Raw genomic sequence first — 15,240 nt, 5'->3', positions numbered from 1 at the left:
TCACTCAATGGGGGTTGGGGTGCAGGCGCGACCCGTGGCGGCGGCCTGGCGAATCGCTTCGATCAGGGCCAGGGTTCGCGCAGCATCGGCGGCGCTGACCAGGGGCGCGACTTCGCCCCGGGCGACCTTGACGAAATGCTGCAGTTGCAAGCGCAGCGCCTCATCCGGCACGAAGCTTTCCTGCTGCATCAACAAGGGCTGGTGCCAACCGGCGCCCGCCTCGGCGTAGTGCCAGCGCTTGAGCTGGGGAATGCTCAAGGCCCCCTGAGTGCCGGCCAGCAGGTAACAAGGCTGATCGGCCTGGCGCGGATACACCGGGTTCTCCCCGGAATCCAGCTCCCAGCTCCAGGGTGCGGCCACCGCATCGGACCCGGTGAGGCTGCCCAGGGCGCCATTGTCGAATTGCAGTAGCACCGCCGCACAATCCTCATTGGCGTAGCCACGCACGTGATTGCTGGTGATGGCCTGCACCTGCTGCACTTCTCCGCACAGGTGACGCAGCAGATCGAGGTCGTGAATCAGGTTGGTCAGCAACATGCCGGCGCCGGGCTCTCGGCGCCAGGGCACATCGAAGTAACTCTCGGGCTTGTGCAACTGCCAGAGCGCGGTGACTGTGGTCAGCCGGCCCAGGGCGCCGCTATGTACCAGTTCATGGGCACGGGCGATCAGCGGATTGTGTCGTCGATGGTGCCCCACCAGCACCGGCACGCCGCTAGTGCGCGACGCCGCCACCAGCTCGCGCACTTCATCCAGATGCACACCCACGGGTTTTTCCAGCAGCACCGGGACACCCGCCGCCAGACAATCCAGGGCAGTACTGACGTGAAGGTTATTGGGGTTGGCGACGATCACGGCATCCGGGCGTACTTCCTTGAGCAAGGTCCGGTGATCGCTGAAATGCGGCACCTGCCATTGCCCGGCGATGACTTGCGCCTGGGGCCCGGGATCGGCCACGGCGCACAGACTGGCCTCGGCCAGAGTCTTGAGATGTTGATAGTGCTGCTGCCCCATATTGCCGACGCCGATCAGGGCAATGCGCAGTGGCGGGTTCAATGGCGAATCCTCTTGTGATTGTTATCAGGACGCTGACATTCAATTATTTAGAACTCAGTTCCAATTTCACACAAGAGCGATAAAAAATACTGTCCGATTACCGAACAGCTTTGTAAGGATTCGCGCAAACCCTGCGCCTTCATGCTCCGTCCGTAGCCGTCAGGGCAAGCAACGGCTACGGGCAGAGCGCGTGGCGTCAGTTGAACAGTTCGGAAGCCTGGCTGGCGGCCGACAGCTCTTGGGCAAATTGCAGCAGCAATGGCGCCAGTTCATGCAGCCGCGCCAGGGGCAGGCGCGCGCTGGGGCCGGCGACGCTGAGCACGCCCACGACCCGGCCATCGATGGGATGGCGCACCACTGCGGCAATCGCCGAGGTGCCTACCGCCGAGCTTTCCTCGACCCAGGCGTAGCCCTGCTCGCGGGCCAGGCGCAGGCGCTCCAGCAACTCGATGTTCGAGCGCGGTGCATTGGGCCCCAGGTCCGCCGGGGCCTCCACACCCTGGCGTTCCACCAGGGACAACGCCTCGGCGTCACTCAGAGTGGCCAACCAGGCATGCCCGGAAGCGGTGTAGAACAGCGGCGCCTCGCGGCCCATGTCCGGGTCGTAACGCAGCCCGGAACGGGCGCCCTGGGACTTGGCGATCCAGGTCTGGCGCTCGCCTTCGATCACCCCCAGGCGTACCAGCTCGCCGGACTCCTGGGCCAGGCGATCGAGTACCGGCTGGACGATGTCCGCGCCGCTGGCCGACAGGTAACGAAAGCCCATGGCCACCAACCGGGTGGACAGCTGGTAGCGCAGGTTGTCCGGGTTCTGCCGTACATAGCCCAGGCGAATCAGCTCAGCCAACAGGCGATGGGTTGCACTTTTGGGGATCTCCAGCTGCTCCGCCAGGCTCTGCAACGGCAGGCCGCGGGGATCACCGGTAAGACGTTCGAGAACGCTGAAGACGCGTTCGATTTGACTGCCAGCCATGGTCGGGTCCCGACAAAATTTGGCCGATTCTAGTGACAACGGGCCGGTTGGGGAACTGCAGGGCGTGGTTCGATTACCGCCCGGAATCGACGAAAGCGGGCTTTGCACCCGGCACAACGCCTTGTGCGCAGGTTAGCCGAGCTCGTATATTTTTTGGAATCACTTTCCATAAACACAATGGCCGCGACGGGCCTCCACACTCGATTCGCCGGGCATTTTCTGAGCCGCTGCGCTGTCCAAACCCCAGCGACCCTCTTCAACCCCCACCGCCACGGCCGAGTTCTTTTATCCACAGGGAGATTGCCCATGCCTCACTCCGTAGATTGCCCAGTCCTGACCCACAGCGGCCTGCACATGCCCAAGCTTGGCCTCGGCACTTGGCCGATGCTCGATGACGAATGCACCCGCGCCGTGGAACAGGCCCTGGACCTGGGTTACCGGCACATCGATACCGCCCAGGCCTACAACAACGAAGACGCCGTGGGCCAGGCCCTGATCAACACTGGGGTGCCCCGGGAGCAGATCCACGTCACCACCAAGGTCTGGTGGGATCAACTGCGCCCCGACGCCATGCGCCACTCCCTGGAGCGCAGCCTCAAAGCCCTGCGTTGCGACTATGTGGACCTGTTTCATATCCACTGGCCCACCAGCGACTGGGAACTGGAACGCAGCATCGAAACCCTGGTGTCGTTCAAGGAACAGGGACTGGTGAAGCACATTGGCGTGGCCAATTTCCCCCTGGCGCTGCTGCGTCGGGTGATCGAAGGGCTGGGCGCACCGCTGTCGGCGATCCAGGTGGAATACCACGTGCTGCTGGGGCAAAGCGGCCTGCTGGACTATGCCCGCAGTCGCGACATGGTGCTGACCGCCTATACGCCGCTGGCACGCAACAAGGTGTCCGAGGTGGCCGAGATCCGGCAGATCGCCGCCAAGCACGGCGTGCTACCGACCCAGGTGGCGCTCAAGTGGTTGCTGGATCAGGACAATGTCGCGGCCATTCCCAAAGCCAGCAGTCGGGCCAACCAATTGGCCAACCTGGAGTCCCTCAGGTTGCAACTGGACGACGAAGACCGGGCGCTGATCGCCGGCCTGCCCAAGGATCAGCGTCAGGTCAGCCCGGACTTCGCCCCGGTCTGGGATCATTTCGATCATTGACCCAGCGCGGCCATGCGTGACCCACAACGGGTGCCATGCATGGCCTCAGGCTTTTTTCAGAAGTCGAAGAACACCGTCTCGCCTTCACCCTGGATGCGAATGTCGAAGCGATAGGCGCGCTGGCCATTCACCTCGCAAGGATGGGCCAGCAGGGTTTCCCGACGTTGCGGCTGCTCAATCAGGTTCAACACCGGACACTGGGCGTTGGCCTCCAGCTCGTCGGCGAAGTACAGCCGGGTATGCAGGTGGATATTGATCCCCCGGGCAAACAGCGACAGGTTGATGTGCGGCGCCATGGGCACGCCGGCGGCGTTGTTCACCACCCCGGGCTTGACGGTATTGAGGGTCCACTCCCCGGCATCGAAGGTGGTGGCGGTGCGGCCAAAGCAGTTGAAGGGTTTTTCCGTATCGAACACCGGGTCGTAGACCCCGGCAGAATCGGCCTGCCAGAACTCCAGGAAGGAATCGCGCACCAGGTGGCCATTGCCATCGTAGACGTGGCCGATCAACAGGATCTGCTCGCCCGGTGCATCGGGCTTGGCCATCTGGTTCCAGATCTCCTCGGGACGGGTGGGGTTTCCCGCCGCCGCCAGGGCCAGGCCGATATGCACATAGGGGCCGGCCGTTTGCGAGGGGGTTTCAGGCAGCAATTGAACAGGCATGGCAGGCTCCTCAGCAGTTCTCGAAGTGGGTCTTGCGCTGGCCGCGCAGCACGATGTCGAAGCGGTAGGCCAGGCAATCCATGGGATTGGCACTGCCCATGTCCAAGCGCGCGATCAGGCTCTGCACCGCCTCCGGGTTGGCAATGGACTTGACGATCGGGCACAGCGGAATCAACGGATCGCCTTCAAAGTACAGCTGGGTGATCAGCCGAGTGGCAATCGACGGGCCGCTGATGGAGAAGTGGATATGCGCCGGGCGCCAGTCGTTGGGACCGTTGCGCCATGGGTAAGGCCCCGGCTTGATGGTGCGGAAGCTGTAGTAGCCGTCACGGTCGGTGAGGGCTCGGCCGACGCCGCCGAAGTTCGGGTCCAGGGGCGCCAGGTAGCGGTCGTTCTTGTGCCGGTAGCGACCACCGGCGTTGGCCTGCCACATCTCCACCAGGGTGTGGGGGATCGGCTTGCCGTATTGATCGCAGACTCGCCCGGAAACGATGATCCGCTCACCTACCGGCAAGCCGCCGTGGTTGAAGTTGAGCAAAAGGTCGTTATCGAAACGCCCGGTGCGCAGGTGGGAAAAGTCCGGGCCGCTGGTTTCACTGGCCGATTGTGGAATGCTCACCAGTGCCTGGCGCGGCGAGCGGGCGACGGAGGTCTTGTAGTCGGGGGTCAGGGCCTTGGGGTGCCAATTACGGTCGCGAATCACGAAGCGACTGCTGTCTGCATCAGACATGTCGATCTCCTGTTGTTTGATTTATGGAGCGCAGCCGACGCAGTTTCAAACAAATCAGGAGGGTGGAAAATTGAAAAGCCACCACTCAACCATAACCAAATAGTTATGGATAACTACCCTCGCGATAGGCCAGCCCCACTTCTCTGAGCACCTCCACCGCCCACTGCGCCGCCAGAGACAGCGGCAGGCTGGCATTACTGGAGATCCCTACCGAACCGCCCGGCTCGCGCAGGCCCAGGTCCAGCTCCTGCAACTCGCCATTGGCCAGATCCAGGCGCACCGCATCCAGCGGCGCGATCCACAGTGCATCGCTGGACAGGGTGTAACGCCGGCTCAGGGCCACCGACAGGGTTTCCAGGCGTTGTTGCGACTGGGCGATACCACACTGAATGAACAGGCTGTCGGCATGCTTGCGGATACTGGTACCGCCCAGAGGCAGTACCAGCGGATAGGCGCTGACCGCGTCGCGGTCCAGGGGCCCGGTCGCCAGTGGATGCTCGGGGCGGGCCACAAGGGTCATGGATTCGCTGTACAGGTGCTCGAAGCTCAGGCCCTGGATCTCTGGGCTCTCGGTCATGCGCCCCACCACCAGGTCCAGATCGCCGACCCGCAACTGCGAGAGCAGGTAGGCGCTGGGCCCGGTCACCACGCTGACCGTCAATGCCGAATGCCGCTGGTGCAGGCGCCGCATCACCTCCGGCAGCAGCAGGCTTTCCACGGTGGACAACACGCCGATACGCACCAGCCCGGCAGCGTATTCGCCACCGCGCAAACTGCTGACGCCTTCGCGCAGGGCCTGCACCGAAGGCCCGGCATAACGCAGGAAGGCTCGCCCGGCTTCGGTCAGGCTGAGCCCGGCCTTGCTCCTGACAAACAGCCGGGTTTCCAGCAGTTCCTCCAGTTCCTTGAGGGTTTTCGACATTGCCGGCTGGCTCACCGACAGTACGTCGGCGGCCCGAGCCAGGCTGCCTTGGCGGGCCATTTCAAGAAAACACACCAAGTGACGGAATTTGATGCGGGTATCGATGTTCAATAGGGAGCCCCGAATGCGCCTGGAGCGGAGAGATCCGCAGTCGGACCATGGTAGCGTGCGCAAAAATCCCTGACGACCGGACTGGCGCCGGTTCAAGCCAGCAGCAACACTGACCAGCAGAAAAAACGAGGACTCCCCCATGCTTTGGAAAAAAGGCCGGCGTAGCGACAACGTCGTGGATGCGCGAGATGACAGCAGTGGCGGCGGCGGTGGCGGCCTGCGTTTTGGCGGTGGCAAGGGGCTGAGCCTGACGGCGATCATCCTGATCGTCGGTATCGGCTGGGCCACCGGCCAGGACCCGTTGCAGATCCTCGGCCAGCTGGTGGGCCAGAGCGGCCAGACGTCGGCCCCGGCCACCACCCAGGCGCGCAAGAATCCACCGGCCAATGACGAGCAGGCGGAGTTCGTCCGCGCCATCCTTGGCGACACCGAAGACACCTGGGGCCAGATCTTCCAGCAGGCCGGCCGCCAGTATCAGGCGCCCAAGCTGATTCTGTTCCGTGGCCGGGTCAACTCCGCCTGCGGCGCCGCCACCTCTGCCAGCGGCCCTTTCTATTGCCCTGCCGATCAGCAGGTGTACTTGGACATGGACTTCTTCCGCGAGATGGCCCAGCGCTTTTCCGCTGCCGGCGACTTCGCCCAGGCCTACGTGATTGCCCACGAAGTCGGGCACCACGTCCAGACCCTGCTGGGGGTCTCGGCGAAAATGCAGGCCGCACGTCAGCAAGGCCGGCAAATGGAAGGTGATGGCGGTCTTCTGGTGCGCCAGGAACTGCAGGCCGACTGTCTGGCCGGAGTCTGGGCCTACCATGCGCAGAAGCGCCTGAACTGGCTGGAGCCCGGTGATGTGGAAGAAGCACTGAACGCCGCCAATGCCATTGGTGATGACCGTCTGCAGCAACAGGGCCAGGGCCGGGTCGTACCGGACTCCTTCACCCACGGCACTTCGGCGCAACGGGTGCGCTGGTTCAAGACCGGCTTCAACCAGGGCCAGGTTGGCCAGTGCGACACCTTCGCCGCCAAGAGCCTGTAGATGGGCCGACTGCTGGCGACTTTGCTGTGCCTGGGCTGCCTGTGCGCCCAGGCCGCGGAACACGGGGTCAAGGTCATCAGCCCTGAACGCCTGCCCCTGGAGGGCGGGCAACTGGCCCTGGGTCTGAGTCTGGATTGGCGTCAGCCACTGCCCGGCGTACAGCGCGCACTGATCATCGTTCACGGTCGGCTGCGCAACGCCCAGACTTACCTGAAGAGCGGCGAAAGTGCGGCAGGACAGGCCGGGCAAAGCGCCGCAACCCTGATGATCGCCCCCCAGTTTCTCAACCAGAGCGATATCGCCCGCCATCAGCTACCGGACGCGCTACTGCGTTGGAAAGGTAATGACTGGATGGCCGGCGAGCCCGCTACCGGTCCCGTTGCCATCAGCTCCTATGCGGTGCTGGATGCCATCCTCCAGCGTCTGCAGGACCGCCAGTTCTTTCCTGCACTCAAGGAAGTAGTGATTGCCGGCCACTCCGGCGGCGCCCAGGTGGTGCAGCGCTATGCCCTGACCACCGGCAACCATCCGGAGCTGGAAAAAGCCGGGATCGCCCTGCGCTACGTGATCGCCAATCCGTCGTCCTACGCCTATTTCGATGCAACGCGCCCGGTGGCTTTCGAGCCGGCCAGTTGCCCAGGTTTCAATGACTGGAAATACGGCCTGCAGCACCTGCCGGCCTATGCGCTCGGCAAATCTGCGGCGCAGCTGGAACAGGGCTATGTGCAGCGCCACATCACCTACCTGCTGGGCCAGCAGGACATAGACCCCAACCACCCGGCCCTGGACAAGAGCTGCGCGGCCGAGACCCAGGGTGCCTACCGGCTGATTCGCGGGCACAACTACTTCGACTACCTGATGCGGCGTCATCCGCAAGGCTTGCCACAACGGCTGGTGGAAGTGCCCGGGGTCGGGCATGACGGCGACCGGATGTTCACCTCGCCCGCGGGGCAGGCGGCGCTGTTCCAGTAGGAGCCGGCTTGCCGGTGAAGGCCCTCAGGCCGACAGCAACTCGCGCAACTGTGCGCAATCGCGCGCATGCCAGTCGGTCAGCTCCGGCCAGGGGTTGTCCGGCAGGTTCACCAGCACCGTGCGCGTCCCCGCTGCCCGCCCACAGTCCAGGTCGAAGCGGTAATCACCGACCATGACCATGCGCTGCGGCGCCACATCCCAGGCCTCGGCCAGTTTCAGCAAACCACCGGGATGGGGTTTGGGCGGGGCCTCGTCGCGCCCCAGCACATCCGCCTCGGCAAAGCAGTCCGCCAAGCCGATGGCCTCCAGGGTCACGTGAGCCAGCTCCCGGGCATTGCGCGTGAGGATGCCCAGGCGATAACCGCGCCCGGCCAATTCCCGCACCAGTTCCACCGCACCCGGCGCCGGGCGCGAACCCAGGGCCAGGTCGCGCTCGTGCTCCAGCAGCCAGGCGTGCTTGGCCGCGGATTCAGCCGCCGGCAAGGCCGCCAGGTGAGTAAGGATGTCGTCCTCCGGAGGAATCGACAGCGCCTGGCGGATCGCCGCGAAATCATGCACGGCGATGGTCAGGGTGCCGTCCATGTCGAACACCCAATGTTTTATGTCTGAAAGACTCATGCCCAATCCTTGCGATGACGGATCAACCCTTCCTGAGTCACCGAGGCTACCAGTTGACCGGCACGGTTGAACACGCTGCCCCGGGAGAAACCACGGGAGTTACCGGCCCAGGGGCTGTCCATGGCGTACAGCAGCCAGTCGTCGGCCCGCAGGTCGGCATGGAACCACAGGGCGTGATCGAGGCTGGCCACCTGCATGTCCTTCTGCCATACCGACTTGCCGTGGGGCAGCATCGAGGTGGTCAGCAGGCCGAAGTCCGAGGCGTAGGCCAGCAGGTACTTGTGCAGCGCCGGGCTGTCCGCCAGGGCGCCGTCGGCGCGAAACCAGACGTACTTCACCGGGTCCATGGGCTGCGGGTTGTAGGGGTCCTTCTCGGTTACCGGGCGCACTTCGATGGGCTTGGGGCACAGCAGTTTCTCGCGCATATGCTCGGGAATCAGGTGCGCACGCTGGGTGGTGATTTCCAGTTCCGACGGCAGGTTCTCCGGACCGACCACCTGGGGCATGCTGTTCTGGTGCTCGAAGCCTTCTTCGTCGTACTGGAAGGAAGCACTGCAGGTGAAGATCGGGTTGCCCTTCTGAATCGCCGTCACCCGACGGGTGCTGAAACTGCCGCCATCACGCACCCGATCCACCTGGTAGACCACTGGCAAGGCGGCGTCCCCCGGACGCAGGAAATAACCGTGCATGGAGTGCACGTGGCGCGCCTCCTCGACTGTCTGGCTGGCTGCGGACAACGACTGGCCAAGCACCTGGCCGCCAAACAGTTGGCGAAAACCGAGGTCCTGGCTGCGACCGCGAAACAGGTTTTCTTCAATGGCTTCCAGGGTCAACAGATCGACCAGATCATCCAGCACATGACTCATTCAGACTCTCCTCACACAGGGCAACACCGCGCAATCTCGGCTGCGGCGGTGATATCAATTGGGGCCAGGTATCTCATCGGCACATTCTAAACGTGCGCGCCTGCTATCCATGCAAGGTTTCCAGCCATTGTTCGCGGGTAATGCGGTACAGCACATGCTCGCGCAGCGGGTGATCGCCGGCGAGGTTCGGATGTTCGAAGTCGTCCTCGACAGCGTGATGCATGCCAATGGCTTGCATGACCTTCTGCGACGGCAGATTGGCCCGGGTGGTAAAGGCCACTACCTCGTCCAGGGCCAGGCGGTCGAAGCCGCAACGCAAGGCAGTCCAGGCCGCCTCGCTGGCATAACCCAGGCCCCAGTGCTCGCGAGCCAGGCGCCAGGCGATTTCCACTGCCGGGGTGAACGACGCCTCGAAACCGACGACGCCCAGGCCGGTAAAACCGATGAACGCACCAGTGTCCTTACGCTCCAGGGCCCAGACCCCGAAGCCGTGCTCGGCAAAATGCCCGCGTATCCGCCCGATCAGCGCGGCACTTTCCAGACGACTCAAGGGCGCGGGAAAGTAGCGCATCACCTGTGGATCGGCACACATTGCCGCAAATGCCGGCAAATCGTCGTCGCGCCATTGGCGCAGCAACAGGCGCGCGCTCTCGAGTTGCAATATCGGCTCCATCGGTGCCCTCCGTTTTCATGGGTGCAAGTCTACATCGCTGGTAGGATCCTTCACGGGTTCCTCTAAGAAAATGCCATGTCATTGCCACTGATCTATCACGACGATTACAGCCCCGAGTTCCCGGCGGAGCACCGCTTCCCCATGGACAAGTTCCGCCTGCTGCGCGATCACCTGGTGGACAGTGGCCTGACCCGGGACGCCGACCTGCTGCGCCCACAACTGTGCCCCGCGGAGGTCCTGGCCCTGGCCCACGATCCTGGCTATATCGAACGCTACATGAGTGGCGAGTTGTCCCGGGAAGACCAGCGGCGCCTCGGGCTGCCCTGGAGCGAAGCCCTGGCCCGGCGCACGGTACGCGCCGTCGGCGGCTCCTTGCTGGCCGCCGAACAGGCACTGAAGCATGGCCTGGCGTGCCATCTGGCGGGCGGCACCCACCACGCCCACTACGACTATCCGGCGGGGTTCTGCATCTTCAACGACCTGGCGGTGATCAGCCATTACCTGCTGGAAAGCGGGCGCGTGGGACGGGTATTGATCTTCGACTGTGATGTGCATCAGGGCGATGGCACCGCACGGATCCTGCAACATACTTGCGATGCGGTGACCGTCTCGTTGCACTGTGAAAAGAACTTCCCCGCACGCAAGGCCCAGAGCGACTGGGACATCCCGCTGCCCATGGGCATGGGCGACGCCGACTACCTCAACGTGGTGGACGATACCCTCAACTACCTGCTGCCCCTGTATCAGCCTGATCTGGTGCTCTACGACGCCGGGGTCGACGTGCACCAGGACGATGCCCTGGGCTACCTCAAGCTCACCGATACCGGCCTGGCCGAGCGTGACGAGCGGGTCATGCGCCATTGCCTGGGCCGGGATATCCCCGTGGTCGGCGTGATCGGCGGTGGCTACAGCAAGGATCGTCAGGCCCTGGCCCGTCGCCACGGCATCCTCCACCACAGCGCACAACGAGTCTGGGAATCGTCAGGCTGCTACTGAGCCCTTGCGCCCTTACCCACATCCGCTGTGGAGCCGCTTGTGGATAACCTGGGAGAAAGCCTCTACAGCCCTTGCTCCACGCGGCCTCAAGGCTATCGTCTGTTTTTTGATCAATGTCACCAGACGGTCATGTTGTTGTGGATCGCTTACCCCCAATACCTGTGGAGCTGCCTGTGGATAACCTGAGTGAAAGGCGCTAGATCCCTTGCGCTGCAAGGCTTGCAGAGCGGTGTCTGTTTTTTGATCAGGGTGGCGACACACCTCCCTGGGGTTTTCGACGCCCACACTCGTTGCCAGATAACGACTTGCTCGATAAGCCAGGTGGAGCCGTAAACCTTTTCTGCCCTTTGAAGCTGCGCGTCGCGTCCTTGCGCAAGTCACTCAACTGCGCACCGGTAAACCTCGATGGAGCTGCCGAAGCATGATGCGGTCGCACGATTATGTGCGTCATGGCACCGCCACGCTGTTGATGGCCCTGAACTAACTTCAGGGGCATTCGACCAGGAGTATTGGATATAAACATCGGCATCAGCAGTGACTGGAGTTTCTCAAGAAGATCAATCGAGAAACACCCAGGCAACTCCAACCGCATTTGATCGCCGATAACTATTTTTAAAAATCCACCATCAGATCCAGATAATATTGCGGCCGGACTGTCAGCACTCACTTGAAACAGGCTCATTACTATGCGGTTCTTAATCACTGGCGGTGCAGGGTATATCGGTTCACACACATTGCTGGAATTGCTTCAGGCAGGCCACGAGGCGGTGGTTCTGGATAACCTGTGCAATAGTTCCATGCGCTCACTACAGCGCGTGCAACAAATAACCGGCAGCACCCCTGTATTTGTGCAAGGTGATGTTTGCGACCGCGCCGTCCTTGACCGTATTTTTACCCAGTACGAGATTGATGTGGTATTGCACTTCGCTGGCCTGAAAGCCGTCGGAGAGAGCGTAAAACAACCCTTGTCCTACTATCAGAACAACGTGAGTGGCAGCATCACCTTGTGCCAGGCCATGGCCACCGCAGGCGTCTACCGTCTGGTGTTCAGCTCCTCCGCCACAGTGTACGGCGACCCGGTGCAGATGCCGATTGTCGAGAGCTGCCCACTGGGAACACCTACCAACCCCTATGGCACCTCCAAGTTAATGGTAGAGAAGATGCTGCAGGATATGGCAACTGCCGATCCACGCTGGTCAGTTGCCCTGCTGCGCTACTTCAATCCGGTGGGTGCACATCAGAGTGGACTGCTGGGCGAAGACCCCAACGGCCTGCCGGAAAATCTATTGCCCTACATAAGCCGTGTCGCAGTGGGAAAACTCGAAAAACTTTCCATCTATGGCAACGACTATCCGACCCCCGATGGCACCGGCGTTCGCGACTACATTCATGTAGTTGATCTTGCCAAAGGGCACGTAGCGGCCGTGGACTACATTTGCCAGCACAGCGGTATAAATGCCTGGAACCTCGGAACGGGGGTGGGTTACTCGGTACTGGAGATGATCCGGGCATTCGAGGACGCCTCTGGCTGCAGCATTCCCCACACTCTCTCCCCACGTCGCCAGGGCGACATTGCGCAATGCTGGTCAGACCCGTCCAAGGCACTTCACGATCTGGGCTGGAAGGCAGAACTCGGGTTGAAGGAGATGATGGAGGATACCTGGCGTTGGCAGTCGAATAACCCAGATGGGTACCGGTAGTTTTAAATGAAGACTGCACTGGCCGGCAACTCATCCAATAGGTGCTGTTCCCGAGCCTTGCTTACAATAACCACCCCTCCCATTTTCTAGGTTTTTTGATGTCCCCCTCCCCTACTTCCCACGTCGCGATTATCGGTGGCGGTCCCGCCGGCCTGATGGCCGCCGAGGTACTGAGCCAGGCCGGAGTTCGGGTCGACCTGTACGACGGCATGCCATCGGTGGGCCGAAAATTCCTCCTGGCCGGGGTGGGTGGCATGAACATCACCCACTCCGAAGCCTATCCGGCCTTTCTCTCCCGCTACGCCGAACGGGCGCCACACGTCGCCCCGCTGCTGCGGGAGTTCGGCGCCGAAGCACTGTGCCAGTGGATTCATGGCCTAGGCATCGAAACCTTTGTCGGCAGCTCGGGACGGGTGTTCCCCACCGACATGAAAGCCGCGCCGCTGCTGCGCGCCTGGCTCAAGCGCCTGCGCGACGCCGGGGTGGTTATCCACACCCGGCACCGCTGGCTGGGCTGGAATGCTGACGGCAGCCTGCGCATCCAGCACCCCGAAGGCGAAAGCGCGGTAAAGGCGGATGCCGTCCTCCTGGCATTGGGCGGTGGCAGTTGGTCGCGACTGGGTTCCGATGGTGCGTGGCTACCCCTGCTGGAGCAGCGTGGTGTGCAGGTTGCGCCGTTGCAACCAAGCAATTGCGGTTTTGAGGTCAGTGCCTGGAGCGAGTTGCTGCGCGACAAATTCGCCGGCGCCCCGTTGAAGAACGTCGCCATCGGCCTCAATGACGACCGCCCACGCCTGGGGGAATGCGTGATCACCGCCAGCGGCATCGAGGGCAGCCTGATCTATGCGCTGTCGGCATCGATTCGCGAAGCGATCAATCAAGGCGGCCGGGCAACCCTTCATATCGATCTGCTACCGGGCAAGCCCCTGGACAAGATCCAGACTGCCCTGACCAAGCCTCGCGGTTCGCGCTCCATGGCCAAGCACTTGCAGAGCCAACTGGGGATCGAAGGCGTGAAAGCGGCGTTGCTACGGGAGCTGACACCCGCCGAGGCGTTCAATGAGCCAGCGCTCCTGGCGGCAGCAATCAAGGCACTGCCCTTGACGCTGGTGAAGACCCGCCCATTGGACGAGGCCATCAGTAGCGCCGGCGGCGTAGTCTTCGAAGCCCTGGATGAGCGGCTGATGCTGGAGCCATTGCCTGGAGTGTTCTGCGCCGGGGAAATGCTCGACTGGGAGGCGCCCACCGGTGGTTACCTGCTGACCGCCTGCTTTGCCAGCGGCCGTCGGGCCGGGCTGGGAATGCTGGAGTGGCTGCAGCACAGGCCGTAAACAGCTTCGCCGGCAAGCCGGCTCCTACGGGGGGGTGCAGGAGCCGGCTTGCCGGCGAAGAGATCAGCGCAATTCAGATCAAGGCTTGCGCTTGCGCGGCCCAGTGTTGAACGCCGGGACCTTGCGTACAGGTTTCACCGCCGGCGCTTCGGCCACTTCACCACTGTCTACCCACTTGCCCAGGTTGCGCTTGCCGCCACCGCCAGAAGTTTTCGGTTTCTTGGGCTTCTTCGGCTTCTTCACCACCTGACCACTGGCGTCGGTTTCCGGCACCCGGTGCTCGGGCTCGAAATCCTGTTCTTCATGACGTTTCAAGGTCTGGCGAGTCAGCATCTCGATCGCCGACAGCAGGTTGACCTCGTCGGCACACACCAGGGAAATCGCCTCACCGGTAGAACCGGCACGCCCGGTGCGACCAATGCGGTGGATATAGTCCTCGGCCACGATCGGCAGGTCGAAGTTGACCACCAGCGGCAGATCTTCGATGTCCAGGCCTCGGGCCGCTACATCGGTAGCCACCAGGATCTGGATCTCGCTGGCCTTGAAACGGTCCAGGGCGCGTTGGCGCGTGGCCTGGGGTTTGTCGCCATGGATACCGTCGGCATTCACGCCCTGGCCCTGGAGTTTTTCCACCAGGGCGTCCACACCGTTGCGGGTCTTGGCAAACACCAGCACCTGCTTCCAGCGGTTCTTGCGCAGCAGGTGACTGAACAACTCCGGCTTGCGCTTCTTGTCCACCGGCACCACCCACTGCTTGACCGTATTGGCGGCCACGTTGCGCGGGCTGACTTCGATGCTCAGCGGGTCGTTGAGCATTTGCCCGGCCAACTCACGGATGGCGTCGGAGAAAGTGGCGGAGAACAGCAGGGTCTGGCGCTTCTTCGGCAGCGCGGCATAGATGCTCTTGAGCTCTTCGGAGAAGCCCAGGTCAAGCATACGGTCGGCCTCATCCAGCACCAGGGTCTGCAACTGGCTGAACTTCACCGCGTTCTGGCGGAACAGGTCCAGCAGACGCCCCGGGGTGGCCACCAGCAAGTCCACGCCTTTGCGCAGCTTCATCATCTGCGGGTTGATGCTGACCCCGCCGTACACCGCATAGGTGCGCAGCGGCAGGTGCTCGGCGTACTGGCGCACGCTTTCGTGGACCTGCTCGGCCAGCTCCCGGGTCGGCACCAGGATCAGCGCGCGCACCGAGTTGCTGTCCACCTTCGGCCCTTCCATGGTCAGCAACTGCAGCAGCGGCAAGGCGAAACCGGCGGTCTTGCCCGTGCCGGTCTGAGCAGCGGCCATCAGGTCACGACCGGCCAACACCGCCGGAATGGCTTGCGCCTGCACCGGGGTCGGGGTCTGGTAGCCGAGGGTTTCAAGGGCGCGCAGCAAGGGTTCGATCAGGCCAAGAGTGGCGAATGTCATGGGGGTACCGTAGGAAAAAGTCAGCACAGAGA

At 62.8% G+C, this 15,240-nt stretch carries 15 protein-coding genes and 1 pseudogene; 7 read left to right on the top strand and 9 right to left on the bottom strand.

Annotated features, from left to right (window positions below):
- Both FW796_RS27805 and FW796_RS27800 read right to left on the bottom strand, forming a co-directional pair.
- Entirely contained in the window at positions 1–1,053 is a 1,053-nt protein-coding gene (locus FW796_RS27805) for a Gfo/Idh/MocA family protein (RefSeq protein ID WP_346635944.1), read from the bottom strand.
- A gap of 196 nt (positions 1,054–1,249) precedes the next feature.
- The gene (locus FW796_RS27800; protein ID WP_446440414.1) at positions 1,250–2,026 is read right to left on the bottom strand and encodes an IclR family transcriptional regulator; all 777 of its coding nucleotides are present in this window, start codon (positions 2,024–2,026) and stop codon (positions 1,250–1,252) included.
- Positions 2,027–2,332: 306 nt separating this feature from the next.
- Here FW796_RS27800 and FW796_RS27795 point away from each other — a divergent pair, with 306 nt between their 5' ends.
- Complete coding sequence (locus FW796_RS27795; protein WP_446440413.1) at positions 2,333–3,181, top strand: aldo/keto reductase; 849 nt, start codon at positions 2,333–2,335, stop codon at positions 3,179–3,181.
- Positions 3,182–3,237: 56 nt separating this feature from the next.
- On the opposite strand, the gene pcaG is transcribed toward FW796_RS27795, so the two are convergent.
- The 3 genes from pcaG to pcaQ form a co-directional block, all read right to left on the bottom strand.
- Complete coding sequence (gene pcaG, locus FW796_RS27790; RefSeq protein ID WP_446440412.1) at positions 3,238–3,843, bottom strand: protocatechuate 3,4-dioxygenase subunit alpha; 606 nt, start codon at positions 3,841–3,843, stop codon at positions 3,238–3,240.
- Positions 3,844–3,853: 10 nt separating this feature from the next.
- Entirely contained in the window at positions 3,854–4,573 is a 720-nt protein-coding gene (gene pcaH / locus FW796_RS27785) for a protocatechuate 3,4-dioxygenase subunit beta (protein WP_404937725.1), read from the bottom strand.
- Positions 4,574–4,676: 103 nt separating this feature from the next.
- Positions 4,677–5,606, bottom strand: a complete 930-nt coding sequence (gene pcaQ / locus FW796_RS27780) for a pca operon transcription factor PcaQ (protein WP_346635939.1) — start codon at positions 5,604–5,606, stop codon at positions 4,677–4,679.
- 139 nt (positions 5,607–5,745) lie between these two features.
- Here pcaQ and ypfJ point away from each other — a divergent pair, with 139 nt between their 5' ends.
- Both ypfJ and FW796_RS27770 read left to right on the top strand, forming a co-directional pair.
- A complete protein-coding gene (gene ypfJ / locus FW796_RS27775; RefSeq protein WP_346635938.1) occupies positions 5,746–6,639 on the top strand; it encodes a KPN_02809 family neutral zinc metallopeptidase in 894 nt (297 codons plus the stop codon).
- Positions 6,640–7,611 (top strand): alpha/beta hydrolase, encoded by a 972-nt coding sequence (locus FW796_RS27770; RefSeq protein ID WP_446440411.1) that lies wholly within the window; start codon positions 6,640–6,642, stop codon positions 7,609–7,611.
- Positions 7,612–7,635: 24 nt separating this feature from the next.
- On the opposite strand, the gene FW796_RS27765 is transcribed toward FW796_RS27770, so the two are convergent.
- From FW796_RS27765 to FW796_RS27755, 3 genes are all read right to left on the bottom strand, one after another.
- Positions 7,636–8,229, bottom strand: coding sequence for an HAD family hydrolase (locus tag FW796_RS27765; RefSeq protein WP_446440410.1), 594 nt, complete (start codon positions 8,227–8,229; stop codon positions 7,636–7,638).
- Positions 8,226–9,095, bottom strand: a complete 870-nt coding sequence (tesB, locus tag FW796_RS27760) for an acyl-CoA thioesterase II (protein WP_015637141.1) — start codon at positions 9,093–9,095, stop codon at positions 8,226–8,228. The genes FW796_RS27765 and tesB overlap by 4 nt, the downstream gene beginning before the upstream one ends.
- A gap of 103 nt (positions 9,096–9,198) precedes the next feature.
- On the bottom strand, positions 9,199–9,768 hold the full coding sequence (locus FW796_RS27755; RefSeq protein WP_346635935.1) for a GNAT family N-acetyltransferase: 570 nt from the start codon (positions 9,766–9,768) through the stop codon (positions 9,199–9,201).
- A 75-nt stretch (positions 9,769–9,843) separates the two neighbouring features.
- Between FW796_RS27755 and FW796_RS27750 the strand changes: the two genes are divergently transcribed.
- The 4 genes and pseudogenes from FW796_RS27750 (at position 9,844) to FW796_RS27735 (ending at position 13,795) form a co-directional block, all read left to right on the top strand.
- On the top strand, positions 9,844–10,764 hold the full coding sequence (locus FW796_RS27750; protein WP_446440409.1) for a histone deacetylase family protein: 921 nt from the start codon (positions 9,844–9,846) through the stop codon (positions 10,762–10,764).
- A 305-nt stretch (positions 10,765–11,069) separates the two neighbouring features.
- A pseudogene (locus FW796_RS27745) lies at positions 11,070–11,374 on the top strand (hypothetical protein); the annotation flags it as partial.
- A 76-nt stretch (positions 11,375–11,450) separates the two neighbouring features.
- Complete coding sequence (gene galE, locus FW796_RS27740; protein ID WP_346635933.1) at positions 11,451–12,464, top strand: UDP-glucose 4-epimerase GalE; 1,014 nt, start codon at positions 11,451–11,453, stop codon at positions 12,462–12,464.
- A gap of 98 nt (positions 12,465–12,562) precedes the next feature.
- On the top strand, positions 12,563–13,795 hold the full coding sequence (locus FW796_RS27735) for a TIGR03862 family flavoprotein (protein ID WP_446440408.1): 1,233 nt from the start codon (positions 12,563–12,565) through the stop codon (positions 13,793–13,795).
- 78 nt (positions 13,796–13,873) lie between these two features.
- On the opposite strand, the gene FW796_RS27730 is transcribed toward FW796_RS27735, so the two are convergent.
- Positions 13,874–15,208, bottom strand: coding sequence for a DEAD/DEAH box helicase (locus tag FW796_RS27730; RefSeq protein ID WP_346635693.1), 1,335 nt, complete (start codon positions 15,206–15,208; stop codon positions 13,874–13,876).
- Between the last annotated feature and the right edge of the window lie 32 nt (positions 15,209–15,240).

The sequence above is a fragment of the Pseudomonas sp. 910_21 genome (genome assembly GCF_052850735.1).
The sequence above is the reverse complement of the archived record's forward strand: the minus strand, read 5'-3'. Positions and strand labels throughout refer to the sequence as shown.